Consider the following 19,688-nt stretch of genomic DNA (forward strand, 5'->3'; position numbering starts at 1 on the left):
GCCCTTAGTCGAGGCTGCGAAGTACGAAATCCGCACAACGTTCGCCGATTAGCGTTGAAATGGCGTTGGTATTGCCGCTCACCAATTTCGGGATGACGGAAGCGTCGGCCACCCTCAGCCCAGACAAGCCGTTAACACGGAGCTGCACGTCGACAACGGCTCGCGTATCAGCCCCCATACGACAGGTACCCGCAACATGACTGACCGCGCGGGTATACTTCCTGACGAAGCCCTCGGGATTACCGGCGTCCTCCTCGCCCTCAGGCGATGAATAGATCTCGCCGTTGGCGAGTCGGGCCAATGACGGCGCCTTTATAATCCGCCTCGCGACCTCGATGCCGCGTACGATGGTATCGACGTCATCCTGATGCGCCAGCGCTCCCGCATCGAAAACCACGGGGTCGTCGGGTGCGGCACTCTTCAGTCTCACGGATCCGCGCGATTTGGGCCGCAGCAGCTGCACGCAGATCGAGACGCCATGGCCGGGAGGTGCAGGCCATTCCGGCGAACCGAACAAAGAGGGGATCAGGTAGAGCTGAACGTCCGGCCGGCCAGCTCCCTGGGTATCGATGAACGCGCCGGCCTCGCAGATGCTGGAGGCTAACAGACCGCTTCGAAACAGCGCGTACTGCAAACCATGTTTAAGTGCAGCAAAGCCTTTGTCTTGGCCAAACAGGCTGATTGGATCCTTCAACCTGCAATGTAACGGCACCTCGACGTGGTTTTGAAAATTCTCACCGACCTCGGGGGCATCGTAAACGACATCGATACCCTTGTCCTTGAGCAGCGGCGCGGGTCCAATTCCGGAAAGTTGCAGGATCTTCGGCGAAGCCAGCGCGCCCGCTGCCAGTATGACCTCTCTCGCGGCGCGCTCTTCATGCGTTAAACCATCTTTCCCACGATAAACAACGCCGGTTACCCGCGTCCCCTCGATGACGAGCTTCAGCACCTTGCAGTTCGTCCGCACCGTCAGCTTTGGGTGAAGATTTCGCGGCGATAAATAGCTCACCGCAGAGCTGCTGCGACGCCCCTTGAAGCAAGTCGACTGATAGAAACCGACGCCCTCTTGTCGCTGACCGTTGAAATCGTGATTGTACGGGAGTCCAATCTCTTGGCCAGCCTTGATGAAGGCGAGATTGGTCGGGATTCCGTGCCAGGCGTTGCTGACTTTAACGGGCCCATCGACTCCGTGATACGGCTCGGAAAGCGTATCGTTGCATTCTGACTTCTTGAAAAACGGCAAGACGTCATCCCAGCCCCAGCCGGTGCATCCTAGATCTCGCCATTCGTTGTAATCTTCCGCCGAGCCGCGGATATAGATCATGGCGTTGACCGAACTTCCGCCCCCCAACGTGTTTGCCTGCGGGATAAAGAAGGTTCGGGAATCGGCATTGTTCTGTGGCGTCGTTTGATAAGCCACCACTCGATCGCTTGTAAACAAGCGGACGAAACCGCCTGGCATGTGAATGAACGAGGTATTGTCATCGCGGCCACCCTCAAGCAGCAAGACCGAACGGCCTGCCTGGGCTAACCGGCCGGCAATGACGCTACCGGAAGTTCCACCACCGACGACGATGAATTCGTAACTCTGATCTGAGCGTGAATTGGCCATTTACAACTGCTCTTTATAAATCGCTTCAACGACGGCCTGACGTTCCGGCTCGCCGAGTGAAGTGCGATCATGATTGATCTCACCGATGCTAGGAAAACTAGACCGCTTGACGCGCGCCTCGTCTGACCAGAGCTTGGACCGCATTGCGGCCTTGCCGCAGTGGAAGTAAGTTTCTTCCACTTCTATACGGAGAACCGCTCTAGGCTCCTTGCCGAATTCGATCATCCGATTCAGGAGCTCTGGTTCAGCGGTGACGACGCCCCTGCCATTGATCCGGAGCACTTCATCGATGCCCGGCACGAAGAAGAGCAGATGGACAGAGCCGCTTCCTTCGATAATGTTTCTGAGACTGTCGAGCCTATTGTTGCCGGCCCGATCCGGCATCAACAGCAGGTTGGGGCCTTCGACATGAACGAAGCCGGGATTTCCGCCGCGCGGTGATGCATCGGCGCTTCCGTCTGCACCCGTCGTAGCGATCACGCAGAATGGCGACATAGCGATGAACCGCTGAGCATGACCATCGATCGAAGGACACGCTTTCGCGAGCACACGCGAATTCGGCCTGGGATAGATTGCGTCGAGGTCACTTGCAGCAAGATCGGTCAAGGCAATTCTCTCGCACGAGGTAAATTGTCATGAGGCCCGAGTTTTGAGCTTCCAGTATTACGATGTTATGAATTGTACATAATTCTGGCAAGCGGTAATTTTCATACCCAGCTGCCTATTCACGTGGCAGTATTCTTCTCCAACCGCCACCTAACGACGGTGCACCACAAGCTGCGCGTAGTGGTCAAAGGCCATTTATTCCCGCCCTTAACGGATCAAGCTCCGAGACGCTTCTTATTGTCCTGCTGAAAGGCGGGAAGATCGGTGAGGCGCTTTTAGCTGGAGCGCTCATCGCGTGAGCGCCCTCTAGGACGACAAATTCGGTTAGAGCTGCGGCACCGACGAGAGAATCGAATAGACGGGGGCGCCTGTTGCTGGACATGAGTAGAGACGTCACATGCTAAGCAAGCGGAGATAAGTACTGGTCCGTTAATAGGACGACATGGGCCTTGCGCGCCTCAGCCCCCGGTTGCCCATTTTCTCCTGATAGTGCCGGTTCTGGAAAAGAACGACAACGCTCTTTGGCCCCAAGTCGGCCCTCACGGGCTCGCGTCCGTCCGGCCAGACCGAGAGCTCACCGGCGCAATGCTCAGAACGGCCCCTGAAATGAACCCGCTCGCCTCATCAGCCGCGGCCTGTGGATGTCCCGTGGCGATTGCTCCGCGTCCTGCGCGCTAACATCGACGTCATAGAGCGGGGCTCCAGGTTTTTGAGATCAGCGGCTTCCGATATCAAGAGGAGGTGGGGGAAGCTCGGTGATCGTCGGTAGATCGAATGCTGTCACCGGTGGCGCGACCATGCATTTTTCGATTTCGACAAGCACGGTCTGCGCAATTGAGCCCTGTGCCAACTGCGAAGTGCCCCTGTCGTCGGTCACGACGTTCGGATTGCCGTGTTTTTCGAGAGAGCCGACCTTCCCCGGTTCAGAGGGATCGTACCACGCACCGGTCGCCATCTGGGCAACCCCTGGGCGTAGGCTGTCCACGATCTTTACCGCGGCTATGAATGCACCTCGATCATTATAGACGCGCACAAGATCACCCTCGGTCAGGCCGCGGGCGCTTGCGTCCTCGTAGCTCAGACTGATGGGCTCTCGGCCGTTGAGCTTAGAGGCCCGGCTCACCGGAGACATATCCAACTGGCTGTGCAAGCGGACGGACGGCTGATGAGAGAGAAGATGGATGGGATATTTATCGGCCTTGCCACTTCCGAGCCACTCCGCCGGCTCGATCCAGGTCGCATGAGCCGGGCAATCGTCATAGTTGAAACTCTCGATGAGCGCGGAGGTGAGCTCGATTTTGCCGGACTGGGTGTCAAGCCGGTTCGTTTCGGGATCCGAACGGAATGCACCCAAGAATGTCTCGTCCTGTTGAAGCGACGGGAATTCGTAAGATCCTTCGGCCCAGAATGTATCGAACGGAGGGGGCGAGTAGCCGCGTTCCTGCGCGATTTTCCGGGCTTCCTCATACATGTGGCGCAGCCAGCCCATCTCGTTGCGACCGCACGTGTAAGCGTCATGAAAACCCAGACGCGCCGACAATTCAGCAAAAACGTCAAAATCGTTTCTGCTCTGGCCGACCGGCTCTATCACCTTATGCATGGCGATATAGAAGCTGGTGCGCTCCGTGGCGAGGATATCGTTCCGTTCCATCGTGGTCGTCGCGGGCAACACGATGTCGGCAAACCGGGCTGGCGGCGTCCACCACGGCTCATGGACGATGATTGTATCCGGCCGCTGCCACGCCTCGACAAAGCGATTGAGGTTGGCATTGTGGTGAAACGGGTTGCCTCCCACTGAATAGATCAGTTTGATGTCGGGGAGTTTGAGAGCCTTGCCGTTGTATTGCAGCTCAGTGCCAGGATTAAGCAACATTTCCGCGACACGCCCGACAGGCACGTGCGTGCGGATGGGATTGGGCCCGAGCGGAAGCTTCGGTCGCGGGATGTCCAGACACGTCATTCCAATGCTGTTGGTCGCCCCCAAGCCCAGACTGAACCCGCCTCCTGGAAGCCCGATTTTCCCGAGGATCGCCGCCAATGTAACGGTCATCCACACCGGTTGTTCGCCATGATCCGCTCTTTGCACCGACCAGCTTGTGTTGATCAATGTGCGTGTCTCCGCCATGCGACGCGCAAGGTCGGCGATGGTCGAAGCTGAAATCCCCGTGAGCGCAGCCGCCCATGACGCATCTTTTGGCACACCGTCCGTGCGTCCCAGCAAGTAGTTTTCGAAGCGCTCAAACCCGACGCAATAGCGCGCAAGAAACGCGCGGTCGTGGCGATCCTCAGCCACGATGGTATGCGCCAAGCCGAGCATAAAGGCCGTGTCGGTATTTGGCCGGATGGGCAGCCACTCTGCGCCCAGCGATGCAGCAGCATCATCTCGAGACGGGCTGATGTTGACAAAGCGAATGCCACGAGCCTTCGCCGCTGCAAAGCAAGCGTCCACCGTGTGCAGCACCGTACCGCCCGCATCAATCTGGGAGTTTTTGAGAGCGGTTCCACCGAACATAATGAAGAGCTTTGTGTGCTCGATCATCTCGGAAAAAGGGACCGACTGAGATGGAACATCTCGGTCGCCTATGACGTAAGGCATGATATGAGCCGCGGCGCCGAAGCTATGATTCCCGGCCTTATCGACGTACCCGCCATGCAGCCCAAGAAAGCGTTTCAAGACGCTGGGGGAGTGGTGGAGACGACCTGCGCTGGCCCAGCCATAGGACCCCCCATAGATGGCCTCATTACCGTAGCGGTCCTTGACGCGGCGGAGCTCATCTTCAATCAAATCAAGCGCGACTTCCCATGAAACCGGAACGAAGGCTTCGCCACCTCGGTTGCGCGGGGCTTTCTCGCGATGGCGAAGGTAGCTTTCCCGCACGTGGGGGCGTTCGATCCTCAGCTCATGCCGAACGGTTTCAGGCAGAGAGCCGACATAGCTGGCTGGTCGCGGATCCCTCGAAAAAGGCGTGGTGCCGAGAATTTCGCCATTGGCAGTTTCGACGTTGAATACGCCCCAATGCGACGCGGTCTGGGTCATCTTTTTCATGCTGCTGCTCTCGCTCGCAAATTCGGCATTAAAATTGCTTTTTAGGGCGGGGTCTCGAATCTCGATGGCCAGATCGCTTGCTCAGCTTATCGGGGCTTTTGTTGACGTTATAAATATTACCTCTTTATTTCAAAGAGTATTTTTTGTAATATTACGGATGGGCAAGGATTGCCCCGTGCTGCGACGGCCAGCTTCGAGAGCACATCCGGGAATTTGACGTTATGTCTTAATGATTTAGGCGAGAACTCGGCGTGTACCCTGTAAAGAGATTCGGGAGATCAAAATGAGTGCAGCGAATTCCGGACCGGCAGCCGACAGCGGCGCGATTGAGGGATTGTCAGGTATTCCGCATCTGGACGTCGATCCGTTCTCAACCGAGTTTTTTCCGATCCCTATCCGACCCATGATCTTTTGCGGGAGGCCGGGCCGGTCGTTTATCTCGACAAATGGAACGTCTATGCGGTGGCGCGTTATGCCGAAGTGCACGCCGTGCTCAACGATCCGCTCACTTTTTGTTCGGGTCGCGGTGTGGGCCTTAGCGATTTCGCTAAGGAGAAGCCGTGGCGTCCGCAGAGTATTATTCTCGAAGCCGATCCGCCGGCGCATGCAAGAACGCGCGCGGTGCTGAATCAGGTGCTGTCGGCAAGCGTGGTGAAGCGGTTGCGCGAGGGCTTCGCCGCCGCCGCTGCCGCAAAGGTTGACGAATTGCTGAAACTGAAAAGTTTTGATGCGATCGCCGACCTGGCGGAAGCCTTCCCGATGTCCGTCTTCCCCGATGCATTGGGGCTAAAACAGGAAGGGCGCGAACATCTGCTGCCCTATGCGGTCGTTGGCTTCAATGCATTCGGTCCGCCGAATGAGCTGCGCCAAAAGGCGCTCGAACGCTCGGCGCCGCATCAGGCCTACGTCCAGGAGCAATGCCAGCGCGAAAACGTGGCGCCGGAGGGATTTGCCGGCTGTATCCACGCGCGGGCCGATACCGGCGATATTACCGGAGCGGAGGCGTCGCTCCTCGTGCGAGCGTTGCTCTCGGCCGGCATCGATACGACCGTCAACGGAATTGGGGCCGCCGTCTATTGTCTCGCGCGATTCCCCGAACAGTTTGCGCTGCTGCGCCAGGATCCGACGCTGGCGCGCAGCGCGTTCGAGGAGGCGGTCCGCTTCGAAAGCCCGGTCCAGACCTTCTTCCGGACGACCACGCGTGAAGTCGAGATATCCGGCCATCGCATAGGCGAAGGCGAGAAGGTCCTGATGTTCCTCGGGGCCGCTAACCGCGATCCGCGGCGCTGGGACGCGCCTGACAGCTACGACATCACCCGCCGCACCTCCGGTCATGTTGGCTTCGGCTCCGGCATCCACATGTGTGTCGGGCAACTTGTCGCCCGCCTCGAAGGTGAGGTCATGCTGACCGCGCTTGCGCAGCGGATTGCCAAGATCGAGATAACGGGCGAGCCGAAACGCCGTTTCAACAACACGCTGCGTGGACTCGATAGCCTGCCAGTCACCGTTACCCCGGCTTGAGGAGAAATATTATGCCCGCCATCATTTTCATCCATCCCGACGGCAAGTCCGACCGTGTCGAGATCAGCGACGGCGACAGCGCGATGCAGGCCGCGACCCGCCACGGGCTCAAAGGCATTCTGGCCGAATGCGGCGGCAACGCGATGTGCGCGACCTGCCATGTCTATGTCGACGAGAGCTGGCTCGCGCGCCTGCCTGACGTCAGCGACGACGAGGATGCGCTGCTCGAGGGCATTGCGACCGAACGGCTGCCGACTAGCCGATTGTCCTGCCAGATCCATGTTACGTCCGCGCTCGACGGTATCGTGCTGAGACTGCCGGAGCGGCAGGTGTGATTCTCCCGATGCGCTGGCGCCGGCCGAAGCGGCACCTTATGCAAGGCAGAATAATGGGATATCTGAAGTCGACGCTCGCACTGGCTGCTAGTCCAATAGGTGGCGCGGCAAACACTTGGATATCCGACCTGCCGCGTAGTTCTCGCATGATTTTGCAAATTTCGGGTACGACGTAGGGGAGCGACTTGTGAAGCTGGTCCGTGGCAGGTCGTGATGCTCATTCACTGAGCATCAATTAGATTCGCGCGGTACAGCAGAGGTTTGCGCGTGCCCCCATCTGAACAGCGCGAGAATTTACATCCGCTCCGATTGACGCTTGACCAGTTTTTTTGTCACTGGCGTTGCCATCACTCGCAATGTGCGGCGATCTCCGCCGCTCAGTACCCAAATCTTTGATCGTAACGATAGGAATATGCTATGAATAAGTCCCCTCTCAACTTCGTTGTCATGCTCGGGAGCCTTCGTAAAGGCTCCTTTCATGCAGCCTTCGCGAAGGCCTTGCCTTCTCTCGCGCCAGCCAACGTGAAGATCACATTTTTGCAGTCCGTCGGCCAGTTTCCAATCTACGATGCAGATGCCCATGCACACGGCTTCCCGGCGCCCGTGGTCGCAATGGGGGAGGCTATCAAGTCCGCCGACGGCGTCATCGTTGTGTCTCCCGAGTACAACTACTCAATTCCAGGCGGATTGAAGAACGCGCTCGATTGGCTGTCGCGTCTCCCGGATGCGCCATTTTCAGGTAAGCCTGTCTCGATCATGTCCGGATCTCCGGGGCCGATTGCCGGCGCCAGGATGCAGTATCATCTCCGTCAGGTCCTGGTCTTCCTGGACGCAATCGCCTTTACGAAGCCCGAAGTCATGATCGGCGGCATCAATGGCAAGGTCGATGTGGAAGCGGGAAAGATCACCGACGAAACGACAGTCAACTTTGTAAAAGCACACCTGGAAGCGTTCGCTACCTTCGCGGAACGACTCAAATAGGCAGACTCAAAGGCCGGTGCGCCTGCCAGGCAGGCGTACCGGTTCGATTGGAGAAAAGCGCGCTCGCTGCGGCGTATGTCGCGTTGCTGAGAATCTGAGGGTGGCAGAATCATGGAAAACTTTATTTATCAGGCTGCGCCCATGCGCGTGCTGTTTGGCGCCGGGCGCCTCGCCGATCTCAACGCCGAACTCGATCGCCTCGGCATCCGGCGCGCTCTTGTTCTCACGACGCCACATCAGCTGGAGCAGGGCAACTCGATCTCCGCCATGATCGGGGATCGCGCGGCCGGGATCTATTCCGGCGCGGCCATGCACACGCCGGTGGAAATCACAGAACAGGCCATGCAGCAGGTAAAGCTGCTGTCGGCGGATGGCGTCGTGGCAGTCGGCGGTGGGTCAACGATCGGCCTCGGCAAGGCGATCGCCTTCCGGACCGATTTGCCGCAGATCGTCGTACCGACAAGCTATGCCGGATCGGAAATGACGCCGATTCTCGGCGAGACCCAAGACGGATTGAAAACGACGCGGTCCGATCTCAGGATCCTTCCCGAGACAGTGATCTATGATGTGGAATTGACGCGCACGCTGCCGGCGGCATTCGCTGTCACATCCGGGATCAATGCAATCGCCCATGCCGTCGAGGCGCTCTATGCCCGGGATGGAAATCCCGTGATCTCGCTGATGGCTGAGGAGGGGATCAGGCTGCTGGCCAGTGCGCTGCCGCGGCTTGTCAATGGCGATAATGCCGATGCGCGCGACGATGCGCTGCGCGGTGCGTGGCTGTGCGGCACCTGTCTGGGCGCCGTCGGCATGAGTCTGCACCACAAGCTGTGCCACACGCTCGGTGGCACCTTCGATCTCCCGCATGCCGAGACCCACACGATCGTGCTGCCGCATGCCATGGCCTACAATGCGCCTGCCGTGCCGGTCGCCGCGTCGCGCGTCGCGCGGGCGCTCGGCGCCAGCGACGCTGGGCAGGGACTGTTCGATCTCGCGAAGGGTCTCGGCGCGAAGCTCGCTTTGCGCGACATCGGCATGCCGAGCGACGGAATCGAGCGTGCGGCCGATATTGCCGTTCAGAATGCCTATTGGAATCCGCGGCCTTTGGAGCGCGACGCCATTCGCGACCTGATTGCGCGCGCGTGGGACGGCGAGCGTCCAAAAGCGGCGGGCTGACATGCTGATCGGGCGCGATCGGATCGTCGAGGTCCGGAGGAGCCCGCCGCGCAGGCGCACAAAATCGACGGATCTCTCGTTGCCCAAAGCGATGGAGAGGTCGGTTTCATTGTCACGATCCGATGCGTCGAACGCCTGTCAGGCCTCGGCCAGCCGAAGCTAGAGTGAGGTCGTCATGCGAAATTTCAACGAAAACACCATTACAGATGCTGTCCTCGCGCGCGTTGCGGAGGCAAAGTTGCCGCGGACCCGGCAGGTCAGCGAGGCGCTGATCCGCCATCTTCATGCATTCGTCCGCGAGATCCGCCCCACGCAGGCTGAATGGGAGCAGGGGATCGCTTTCCTGACGCGCACGGGGCAGATGTGCGACGACAAGCGGCAGGAGTTCATCCTGCTGTCCGATGCACTCGGTGTGTCGATGCTCGTCGATGCCATCAACCACGGCGCCGAGGTCGGGGTGACCGATACGACCGTGCTCGGGCCCTTTTTCGTGCAGGCGGCTCCGGAAAAGCAACTGGGCGACAATATCTCGGGCGGTATGGAAGGCGAGCCGATGGTCGTGACCGGCAGCGTGTCGACGCCGGACGGCAAGCCGATTGCCGATGCGACAATCGACGTCTGGCATTCCGACGACGACGGGTACTACGACGTCCAGCAACTCGACAAGATCGGCGATCTGGCGATGCGCGCCCGTTTTCACGCGGACGGGCAGGGTCGCTTTCGGTTCTGGTCGATCAAGCCTGCCGCCTATCCCATCCCGCATGACGGTCCGGTGGGAGACATGCTGGAGGCGCAAGGGCGTCATCCGTGGCGGCCTGCGCACGTCCACTTCATGATCTCGGCACCCGGCTTCGAGCAACTCGTGACGCATGTATTCGTGGCCGGCGACCAGTATCTGGACTCCGATGTGGTGTTTGGAGTCAAGGATACGCTGATCAGGGAATTCGTCCGCAAGGATGCCGGAACGGCTCCAGACGGAAGCCTTCAGGATCGACCTTACTATCATCTCCATTACGATTTCGGACTGAAACCGGCCCTGCCAAAGGTCGCGTAGCACGTCGCTCGACATGCGCGTTGTTTGCAGGCCAACGCCGAATAAATCTGCAGGACTTAACGGGTAGCGTTGCGACTGATTGCTCGCTCCGCTTCACAAAACAGCGAAAGGTGTGATTACGATGCTTAAGAATCTGAAGAACATGGTGTTGAACGTTGGCGTACTTTTCTTGATCTCGGGAGCGACCGCTGCGCAGGCCGAAAACACGTTTTCCAATCCGCCGGCCATCGCGAAGGGGCCCGGCTACACGCATGTCGTGGAAGTCTCCGGTCCGCATCGCCTGATCTTTATTGCGGGCCAGTTGGGCGTGAAGCCCGATGGTAAATTTGCCGGCGAACCGGGCGATTTCAAAGCGCAGGCGACACAGGCCTACCAAAACCTGAAGGCCGCACTGGACTCCGTCGGCGCAAGCTTCAAGGACGTCATCAAGGTCAATCACTATATGACGGATATCCGGGCGCAGCTTCCGGTCCTGCGTGAAGTCCGCGATACATTTGTCAATACGGCCGCTCCGCCGGCGAGCACGACCGTCGAAGTGTCCCGTCTGGCTGCAGACGCCGCCTTGTTCGAAGTGGAAGCGGTCGTCGCATTGCCGCCGCGCTAACGACTGGGCGGAAAGCGGGTCAGAGTTCAGACAGAAGAACGACACCGCCCCTCGCTCTATGCATCAAAGCAAAGCGCGGGACGACGCTCGCACGATGAGATCGGAAGGCAGGACAAGCTTGGTCCTGGCGATCGCTTTGCCTTCGATCAGACCGATGAGCAGATCGGCCGCTTTCCGGCCGAGGTCGTGCGACGGCGTCCGCATGGTGGTCAGCGGCGGATTGACGGCGTCCATAAACAGCATGTCGTTCATACCCACCAGCGAGATGTCGTCGGGACATCTGATGGTGCGGCTGTTCAGCGCGCTCAGGCAACCGATCGCCAGCATGTCATTGCCGGCGACGATCGCGGTGACGCTCGGATGCCGTTCCAGCAACGTGTCGCAGGCGGCGCGGCCGTCCTCGACCGTAAAGGCCTTGCCGAACGTTGCGATCAAGCTGCGGCCGGCGCCGAATGAGGCCCGGTGCGCGCGCACAAAACCGCGGTAGCGGTTGCGACCGGTGGAGACGTTTTGGGGACCGCCGACATGGGCGATATGCCGGTGCCCCAGACCGACCAGATGCCGCACCGCCTGCGCCATCGCGCCGCCGTCATCAACGCGGACGCTGGGGATTTCTGGCCGCTGCGGATCGCGGAACACGGCCACGGTCGGCACGCCGGCCTGCAGGCACTTGTCGACCAGCGGATCCTTCAGCTTGAAGGTCGCCACGATCAGCCCGTCGACGCCCTGGGCGATGAAGCGATCGATCAATGCCGCCTCGCGTTCGGAATCGTTGTCGGTGTTACCGACGAATGCGACGTAGCCGATCTCGCCGAAGCGATCCTCGATGGCGCGCACGATGGGCGGATGGATGGGGTCACCGAGATTCGACACGATCACGCCGATGGTGCGGGTCTTCTGGGTGCGCAGCGCCGACGCCATGGCGTTCTGCCGATAGCCGAGTTGTTCGACGCAGGCGGAAATCCGCTCGATCATTTCCGCCGAGATCAGGTGCCGCTTTGCCGGATTGAGCGCGCGCGACACTGTCGACCAGTGCACGCCGGCGCGTTCCGCGACGTCGATGATCGTCGCCCGCGCGATCCGCGGCGGTGTCTTGCCATCCTTCTTTTTCGCGCGGTCCATTGCTGCTTCCGGTTTTGTGCCGAACGGGTCGACGACCGGTTGTAGCCGAACTGCATCGCGAGGGCGACAGCTCCTGATGTTGCAGAGCAGCATCGCACGCTGCGTCAAAATAGGCTGCAACGGCCCGTTGACAAACGTGTGCATAGAATCGAGATTGGCGCCGGGAATGAAACGCAGCCACCGGACTTAGGTCACGGAGGCGGCGATGCAATGGCCACGAAGATGGTCGCGCGGAGGAGCGTCGCGGTGAGGCAACTCATTGATCACAGCAGCATGACGTGGGCGACCCATCGGTCGGACGCAGACGCGCGGGTTGCGGGCATGCGCCGATGACGCGCGTCCTGATCAAGGCGGCCACGCTCATCACCATGGATGACACGCTGGGCGATCTCGCCGGCGCCGATCTTCTGGTTGAGAACGGCCGCATCGCCGCCGTCGGTACGAATATCGAGGCCGACGGCGCGGAGATCGTCGACGGCAGCGGACGCATCGTGATCCCCGGGCTGATCAATGCGCACATGCACACTTGGCAGACCGCGCTGCGCGGCTACGCGTCGAACTGGACGCTGCCAGAATATTTCGGAAAGATGCATTCCGGCCTGGCCACCGTGTTCCGGCCCGATGACATCCATATCGCTACGCTGGTCGGCGCGCTCAACCAGATCGACTGCGGCACCACCACGCTGGTGGACTGGTGCCACAACAATCCGACGCCGGAACATACCGACGCGGCGGTGGCCGCCTTGACCGAGAGCGGCATTCGTGCGGCGTTCTTCCATGGCTCGCCGAAGCCGGATCCAAAGCCCGGCCAGCCGCATTTTTCCGAAGTGCCGCATCCGCGCCGCGAGGTCGAGCGACTGCTGGCCGGGCCGTTTGCCGACAGCAGCGGCCTGATGACGCTGGGTCTCGCCGTGCTCGGGCCGCACTATGCGATCCTCGACGTGGCGCGGCAGGATTTTTCGCTGGCCCGCGAATTCGGCCTCGTCGCATCGATGCATCAGGGGCGGCGCGGCGCGCACGCCCGAGGGCTGGGGCATTCTCGTCGCCGAGGGGCTGGTCGGGCCTGATATCAACATCGTGCACGGCAACAATCTGACCGACGACGAATTGCGCCTCTTCGTCGATCTCGGCGTGTCGTTCTCGGTGACGCCGGAGAACGAGCTGATCCAGGGCCATGGCTTTCCGATCACCGGCCGGCTGCGGCAGCTCGGTGCTGCGCCGTCCCTCGGCGTCGATCTGGAGTCGGTGATATCAGGCGACATGTTCGCGGTGGCGCGGATGGCGCTGACCACGCAGCGCGCTCTGGACAACAGCGTGGAGCGGCGCGCGCGCGACGCGATTCCGTCGACCACCACGGTCCCGGTGCGCGAGGCGCTGCGTTGGGTGACCATGGAAGGCGCCCGCATGCTCGGCCTCGAGAACCGCATCGGCTCGCTGACCCCCGGCAAGCAGGCCGACCTGGTGATCCTCAATGCCACCGCCATGAACCTGTGGCCGGTGCACGATCCGGTCTCGACGGTGGTGATGCAGGCGGGTCCGGCCAATGTCGAGGCCGTGATGATCGCCGGCGCCTGGAAGAAGCGCGACGGCAACATGCGGATCGCCGACCGGCAACAGAAGCTTGATGCGCTGGCGGCGTCCGGCCGCCGCATCATCGATGACATGAACCAGATCAACAAGGCGGCATGACGTGAGCAAGACAGCAAGCATCGGTTGGATCGGCGTCGGCAAGATGGGCTTGCCCATGGCTGTGCTGGCCCGCAAGGCAGGGTTCGATGTGACGGCCTATGACCGCGGCGCCGAGCGGCTGGCGCTGGCATCGGGCGAGGGGTGGTTTCGGCCACCAGCGCTGCGGCGGCTGTCGTCGGCAAGGATGTGGTCATTGCTTCCCTGCCGGATGACAAGGCCTTGCGCGGCGCCATGCTCGGGCCGGACGGCGTGGTCGCGGCGATGTCGCCCGGCGCGGTTCTCGTGGAGACCAGCACCGTCAGTGCCGAGATCTCCGCCGAGTTGGGTGCGGCGGCGGAGGCCGCGGGAATTCATTATCTGCGCGCGCCGGTGTCCGGCAACGCCAGCATCGCCCATACCGGTGCGCTGACCTGTTTCGTGTCCGGGCCGAAAGCGGCCTTTGACGGTGTGCGCCCGGTGCTTGCGAGTTTCACGCGGGCGCAGACGTATCTCGGTGGCGCCGAGGAGGCGCGCTACGCCAAGCTCGCCGTTAACCTGATGATCGCGGTGTCCGCCGGCATGATGGCGGAGAGCCTGGCGCTGGCGCGCAAGGGCGGCATCGCGTGGCAGGACATTCTCAACGTGCTCGACGACAGCGCGATCGCCTCGCCGATGGTCAAGTACAAGACGGCACCACTGCGCCATCGCAATTTTGACTCGACATTTTCCTGCCGTCAGATGGCCAAGGACCTCGACCTCATTCTCGGCGCCGGCCACCATGTTGACGTACCGCTGCCGCTCGCTGCGCATATGCGCGAAGTCTACGGATCCCTAATCGCCCAAGGAGAGGGCGAGGTCGATTTCATCGCCCCGGTGCGCCTGGCCGAGCGTCTGTCGGGCCTCGGCGAACCCGATGGGGGCGGTGCAGCGTGACGAGGGCTTTGGAAAGCAGCATCATGGCTGCGGCGACGTCGGCCCGAAACTAACGACAACCAGTCCGGCGGGGCGCCGTTCTGTCTGAACGAGGTGCGAGAACACGAGGTGCGCGAGTCCGATTAACGGGCCGGCACAGGGGTGGAAACGATGGGTGTCATGGATCACGTGGCGAGCGTTGCCGATAGCCTGACCGCGATGTTCGGATCGCGCGTCACGACGGCGGCCGGGACGCTGGCCGGTCACGGCGGTAGCGAGGCCTATCATGCCGCTGCGCCGCCCGACGTGGTGGTATTCCCGCAATCGACCGACGACGTTCGCCGTATCGTCGAGATCTGCGCGCGCATGAACATGCCCATGGTGGCCTTTGGCGCCGGCACCTCGCTGGAAGGGAATACCGCGGCGATCCATGGCGGCGTCTGTCTGGATTTCTCGCAGATGGACCGTATTGTCGCCGTCCACGGCGACGATCTCGACGTGGTGGTGCAGCCCGGCATCACCCGTAAGCAGCTCAATGCGCAATTGCGTGACACCGGGCTGTTCTTCCCCATCGATCCCGGCGCCGACGCCTCCATCGGCGGCATGTCGTCGACGCGGGCGTCGGGCACCATGGCGGTGCGCTATGGCACCATGAAGGACAATGTACTGGCGCTCGAAGTCGTACTCGCCGACGGAAGGGTGATTCGCACCAGCAAACGCGCGCGCAAATCGGCCGCCGGCTACGACCTGACGCGGCTGTTCGTCGGCGCCGAGGGCACGCTCGGGATCATTACCGAAGTGACATTGAAGTTGCATCCCATTCCGCAGGCGATTTCATCGGCGGTGTGCAGCTTCGACACGCTCGACGACGCGGTGGCGACGGCGATTGCCGTGATCCAGTGCGGCGTGCCGGTGGCGCGCATGGAGCTGCTCGACGACGTCATGATGCGCGGCATCAACGCTTATGGGAAATTGTCCTACCGCGAGGCGCCGACGCTGTTCTTCGAATTCCATGGCACCGACGCCTGGGTGAAGGAGCAGGCCGACATCGCCGAGGAGATCGCCGCCGATCATCGCGGGCAGGGCTTCCAGTGGGCGACCGCGACAGAGGATCGCTCACGGTTGTGGCACGCCCGCGACAACACGCTGTATGCCGGCCTCGGCCTGCGGCCCGGTGCGCGGGCGATGATCACTGATGTCTGCGTGCCGGTGTCGCGGCTCGCCGAATGCCTGCTGGAGACGAAGAGGGATCTGGACGTTGCCCGCCTGATCGCGCCGATCGTCGGCCACGTCGGCGACGGCAATTTCCACGTACTGATCCTGGTCAATCCCGGCGACCAGGATGAAATGGTGCGCGCCAAGGACGTGCACCGGCGCATGGTCGAGCGCGCCATCGCCTTCGACGGCACCTGCACCGGCGAGCACGGCATCGGCATCGGCAAGATCGACTTTCTCGAACAGGAGCTGGGCGACGCTGTCGACGTGATGCGGATGCTGAAGAATGCACTCGATCCCGCCAACCTGATGAACCCCGGCAAGATCTTCAGATCCCGCCCGGCAGCAGCCGGAGTCTCGGAATGAACGCCTCCGCTCCGATGCCGTCCACCGACGCGGCGGCGCCGCTGTTCGAGCTGCGCGGCATTTCGAAATCGTTTCCGGGCGTCAAGGCGCTCGAGGACGTCTCGTTCGCGATCTGGCCCGGCGAAGTCCACATGCTGCTCGGCGAGAACGGCGCCGGCAAATCCAGCCTGATGAAGGTGCTGTGCGGCGCCTACACCGCCGACGGCGGCGAGTTCTTTCTCAATGGCCGCAAGGTCGAGATGTCCTCCGCGGCCGATGCGCGCCAGCTTGGCATCGCGGTGATCTTCCAGGAATTCTCGCTGGTGCCGTATATCGACATTGCGCAGAACATCTATCTCGGCCGTGAGCCGAAGGGCTGGCTGCCTGGAACCATCGACCGCGGCAAGATCCTGCGCGACGCCAAGGCCTTGCTGGCAACGATCGGATTCGATATCGACCCGTCGACGCCGGTGCACAAGCTCGGCGTCGCCCAGCAGCAGATGGTCGAGATCGCCAAGGCGCTGAGCCAGGATGCCCGCATCCTGGTGATGGACGAGCCGACGGCGGCGCTGTCCGATCGCGAGACCGAACTGCTATTCGCCATGATCGCCAAGCTGAAGGCGAAGGGCGTGGCCATCGTCTACATCTCGCATCGCATGGCCGAGGTTTTCGCGCTTGGCGATCGCATCACCGTGCTGCGCGACGGCAAGAAGGTCGCCGAAGCGATGCCCGGCCAATCCTCGCCGAACGAGTTGATCCGGCTGATGGTGGGCCGCAACGTCGACACCAGCTATCCACGCAATTTCGCAGCCGAGCCCGGTCCCATCGTGCTCGAGGTGTGCAACGTATCGGCTGCCAGCGGCATCGAGGATATCAATCTGGTGGTGCGGGCCGGTGAGATCGTTGGGCTGTGCGGCCTTGTCGGCTCCGGGCGGACCGAAGTCGCGCGTGCCATTTTCGGCGCCGACCGAACCAGCGCCGGCGAGATCCGACTCAACGGCCGGCTGCGCAGCGGCGGACCCGACAAGGCGTCGCGCATGGGCCTCGCGCTGATCCCCGAGAGCCGCAAGGCCGAGGGCCTCGCGCTGATCCGATCGGTCGGCGACAACCTGGTGGTCTCCGCGCTGCAAAAACTTTTTCCGCTCGGCTTGTTCGTGCCACAGCGCGCGCGCGAGGAGAGCGGTGGCCTGGTGCGCCAGTTGCGTGTGGCGACGCCGTCGACCAAGCAGCCGGTCGGTCTGTTGTCCGGCGGCAACCAGCAGAAGGTGGTGATCGGCAAGTGGTTGGCCGCGGGCGCCAAGGTGTTCATCTTCGACGAGCCCACCCGTGGCATCGATGTCGGCGCCAAGTCCGAAATTTTTGCGCTGATCGACGACCTCGTCGCCAAGGGCGCGGCGGTGCTGATGATCTCGTCGGAGCAGGCGGAGATCGTCCATGTCTGCGACCGCGCCTATGTGATGCGCGACGGCGGCATCGTCGGCGAACTGGCGCGTCACGAATTGTCCGAAGAAAACATCGTCCGGATGGGGATGCATCATGCATGATGTCGCAATGAACTCGCCGGTGGGCCGCTTGCGCAGCATCCCCGGCGTCGCCGTGATGCTGATCGTCCTGGTGGCCGCCTTTGCCGTCACCAGTCCCGGCTTCCTGACGGTGCCGAACCTGTCCAACGTGCTGGTGCAGTCTACCGTGCTGCTGCTGCTGGCGCTGCCGATGACGCTGATCATCATGACTGAAGGGCTCGATCTGTCGATGGGCGCCGTGCTCACGCTGGCGTCGCTGGTGGTCGCGCTCGTCACTCTGTCCACCGGCTCGGTGCTGCTCGGTATGCTTGCGGCCTGCGCGGTCGGCAGCGTGTTCGGCGTGGTGAACGGCTGGCTGGTTGCGATCCTGGGCATCCCGCCCTTCGTCGCCACATTGGGCACGCTCGGCATGGCGCAGGGCCTGTCGCTGATCGTCAGCGACGGCCAGAGCGTGGTCGGCATGCCCGTCGCCATCCAGAAGATCTATTCGGGCACCGTCGCGGCGCTGCCGGTGCCGATCGTGATGGCCATTGTCGCCTATGCGGCGTTTTACCTGCTGCTGTATCACACCCGGCTCGGCACTTTCGTGTTTGCGCTCGGCGGCAACCGCGACGCCTTGCGCTTCGCCGGCGTCAAGGTCGAGCGCATGCTGATCGTGGTCTATGCCATCGGCGGCGCCATGGCAGGGCTCGCCGGCGTGCTGATGACGGCGCGCATGAATGCCGGCCATCCCACCGCCGGCCTCGGATTGGAGTTCGACGCCATCGCCGCAGTCGCGGTCGGCGGAACCTCGTTCGAGCGCGGCAATGGCTGGCTGCTCGGCACGCTGCTCGGCGTGCTCACCGTCGGCGTGCTGCGCAACGGCCTCAACCTGCTGGCGATCCCGTCCTCGGTGCAGGTGTCCTGCGTCGGCGTGCTGGTGATCCTGGCCTTGTTCTTAGACGGATTGCGGAGCCGGACATGACCGATACCACCAAGATCATGCCGGGACGGACCGGGTTTCATATCTCCGGCGACGTGCTGCAGCTGTCGTATCGCCTGCTGGCGGCGTTGCTGATCTGCGTCCTGCTGTCGTTGCTCACCGACTCCTTCCTGTCGCTCAACAACATTCTCAACGTGCTGCGCCAGGCCAGCCTGATGTTCTTCGTCGCCGCCGGCCTGACGCTAGTGGTGCTGACCGCCGGGCTTGATCTTTCGATCGGCGCCAATGTCGGCCTGACCGCGTGCCTCGCCGGCACCGTGATCCATGTCACCGGCTCGCCGACGCTGGGCGTGCTGGTGGGCATCGGCGTCGGCGCGGCCATCGGGCTGGCCAACGGCATCATGGTCACCGCGCTGCGGATTCCCTCCTTCATCGCCACCTATGGCATGCTGTGGATCCTGCAGGGCGTCGCCTACTGGTATATGGCCGGCGAAACCATCCATGGCTTTCCGCCGTCGTTCCGCCAGCTCGGCAGCGGCTATTTCCTCGGCCTGCCGATTCCGGTCTACTTGCTGGTGATCTTTCTCGCGGTCGGCACCATCCTCGCGCAGCGCACCACCTGGGGTCAGGAGATCTATGCCATCGGCGCCAATCCGGTCGCCGCGCGGCTGTCGGGCATTCCGGTCGCGGCGCGCCTGCTGCTGGTTTACACGGTGTCCGGCACCATGGCCGGCCTTGCCTCGATCATCTTCCTGGCCCGGCTGAATTCGGCCGAGGCGGATATCGGGGAATCGCTGACCCTGCCGGCCATCGCTTCGGTGCTGATCGGCGGCACCTCCCTGTTCGGCGGCGTCGGCACCGTGTTCGGCACCTTCATCGGTGCGCTGATCCTGACGCTGGTCCTCAACGGCATGAACCTGCTGCAGATCAGCGCCAGCTGGCAGCCGCTGGTCACTGGCGCCATCGTCATTCTCGCCGTCTGGCTCGACCGCATGACAAGGCGGCGGGCATTCTAACCACCCCAACAATCAAAAAACACCACGGAG

14 protein-coding genes and 3 pseudogenes are annotated in these 19,688 nt (G+C 62.0%); 13 read left to right on the forward strand and 4 right to left on the reverse strand.

All coding sequences use genetic code 11. The features are described from left to right. Window positions 1-4: 4 nt before the first annotated feature. The 3 genes from ONR75_RS08595 to ONR75_RS08605 all read right to left on the reverse strand — a co-directional run bounded on the left by ONR75_RS08595 (window position 5) and on the right by ONR75_RS08605 (window position 5,264). Window positions 5-1,612 (reverse strand): GMC family oxidoreductase, encoded by a 1,608-nt coding sequence (locus tag ONR75_RS08595; protein WP_265082218.1) that lies wholly within the window; start codon window positions 1,610-1,612, stop codon window positions 5-7. Then, complete coding sequence (locus ONR75_RS08600) at window positions 1,613-2,218, reverse strand: MSMEG_1061 family FMN-dependent PPOX-type flavoprotein (RefSeq protein ID WP_265082219.1); 606 nt, start codon at window positions 2,216-2,218, stop codon at window positions 1,613-1,615. A gap of 715 nt (window positions 2,219-2,933) precedes the next feature. Next, a complete protein-coding gene (locus ONR75_RS08605; RefSeq protein ID WP_265082220.1) occupies window positions 2,934-5,264 on the reverse strand; it encodes a molybdopterin-dependent oxidoreductase in 2,331 nt (776 codons plus the stop codon). Between the two features lie 283 nt (window positions 5,265-5,547). Between ONR75_RS08605 and ONR75_RS08610 the strand changes: the two are divergent. From ONR75_RS08610 to ONR75_RS08635, 6 genes and pseudogenes are all read left to right on the forward strand, one after another. Next, window positions 5,548-6,785 (forward strand): annotated as a pseudogene (locus ONR75_RS08610) (cytochrome P450). Window positions 6,786-6,796: 11 nt separating this feature from the next. Continuing rightward, window positions 6,797-7,120: a (2Fe-2S)-binding protein gene (locus ONR75_RS08615; RefSeq protein WP_265082221.1), complete on the forward strand. Its 324-nt coding sequence runs from the start codon at window positions 6,797-6,799 to the stop codon at window positions 7,118-7,120. A 417-nt stretch (window positions 7,121-7,537) separates the two neighbouring features. Continuing rightward, on the forward strand, window positions 7,538-8,101 hold the full coding sequence (locus ONR75_RS08620; protein WP_265082222.1) for an NADPH-dependent FMN reductase: 564 nt from the start codon (window positions 7,538-7,540) through the stop codon (window positions 8,099-8,101). 111 nt (window positions 8,102-8,212) lie between these two features. Next, window positions 8,213-9,277 carry a maleylacetate reductase gene (locus ONR75_RS08625; RefSeq protein WP_413776452.1) on the forward strand — a complete coding sequence of 355 codons (1,065 nt, stop codon included), beginning with the start codon at window positions 8,213-8,215 and terminating at the stop codon, window positions 9,275-9,277. 175 nt (window positions 9,278-9,452) lie between these two features. Beyond that, a complete protein-coding gene (locus ONR75_RS08630) occupies window positions 9,453-10,331 on the forward strand; it encodes an intradiol ring-cleavage dioxygenase (RefSeq protein WP_265082223.1) in 879 nt (292 codons plus the stop codon). Between the two features lie 121 nt (window positions 10,332-10,452). After that, window positions 10,453-10,935: a RidA family protein gene (locus ONR75_RS08635; protein WP_265082224.1), complete on the forward strand. Its 483-nt coding sequence runs from the start codon at window positions 10,453-10,455 to the stop codon at window positions 10,933-10,935. Between the two features lie 63 nt (window positions 10,936-10,998). On the opposite strand, the gene ONR75_RS08640 is transcribed toward ONR75_RS08635, so the two are convergent. Then, window positions 10,999-12,057: a LacI family DNA-binding transcriptional regulator gene (locus ONR75_RS08640; protein ID WP_265082225.1), complete on the reverse strand. Its 1,059-nt coding sequence runs from the start codon at window positions 12,055-12,057 to the stop codon at window positions 10,999-11,001. A 329-nt stretch (window positions 12,058-12,386) separates the two neighbouring features. Here ONR75_RS08640 and ONR75_RS08645 point away from each other — a divergent pair. The 7 genes and pseudogenes from ONR75_RS08645 (at window position 12,387) to ONR75_RS08670 (ending at window position 19,658) form a co-directional block, all read left to right on the forward strand. Then, window positions 12,387-13,746: pseudogene (locus ONR75_RS08645) on the forward strand (amidohydrolase family protein). A 55-nt stretch (window positions 13,747-13,801) separates the two neighbouring features. Next, window positions 13,802-14,178: pseudogene (locus tag ONR75_RS32720) on the forward strand (NAD(P)-binding domain-containing protein); the annotation flags it as partial. A 129-nt stretch (window positions 14,179-14,307) separates the two neighbouring features. Further along, window positions 14,308-14,658: an NAD-binding protein gene (locus tag ONR75_RS32725; protein WP_413776499.1), complete on the forward strand. Its 351-nt coding sequence runs from the start codon at window positions 14,308-14,310 to the stop codon at window positions 14,656-14,658. Between the two features lie 150 nt (window positions 14,659-14,808). After that, window positions 14,809-16,218, forward strand: a complete 1,410-nt coding sequence (locus tag ONR75_RS08655; protein ID WP_265082227.1) for an FAD-linked oxidase C-terminal domain-containing protein — start codon at window positions 14,809-14,811, stop codon at window positions 16,216-16,218. Continuing rightward, window positions 16,215-17,741: a sugar ABC transporter ATP-binding protein gene (locus ONR75_RS08660; RefSeq protein WP_265082228.1), complete on the forward strand. Its 1,527-nt coding sequence runs from the start codon at window positions 16,215-16,217 to the stop codon at window positions 17,739-17,741. The genes ONR75_RS08655 and ONR75_RS08660 overlap by 4 nt, the downstream gene beginning before the upstream one ends. After that, window positions 17,734-18,684 carry an ABC transporter permease gene (locus ONR75_RS08665; protein WP_265082229.1) on the forward strand — a complete coding sequence of 317 codons (951 nt, stop codon included), beginning with the start codon at window positions 17,734-17,736 and terminating at the stop codon, window positions 18,682-18,684. The genes ONR75_RS08660 and ONR75_RS08665 overlap by 8 nt, the downstream gene beginning before the upstream one ends. Continuing rightward, window positions 18,681-19,658, forward strand: a complete 978-nt coding sequence (locus ONR75_RS08670) for an ABC transporter permease (RefSeq protein WP_265082230.1) — start codon at window positions 18,681-18,683, stop codon at window positions 19,656-19,658. Before ONR75_RS08665 ends, ONR75_RS08670 begins: the two co-directional genes overlap by 4 nt. The last annotated feature ends 30 nt before the right edge of the window (window positions 19,659-19,688 follow it).

The sequence above is a fragment of the Rhodopseudomonas sp. P2A-2r genome (genome assembly GCF_026015985.1).
GTDB lineage: Bacteria > Pseudomonadota > Alphaproteobacteria > Rhizobiales > Xanthobacteraceae > Tardiphaga.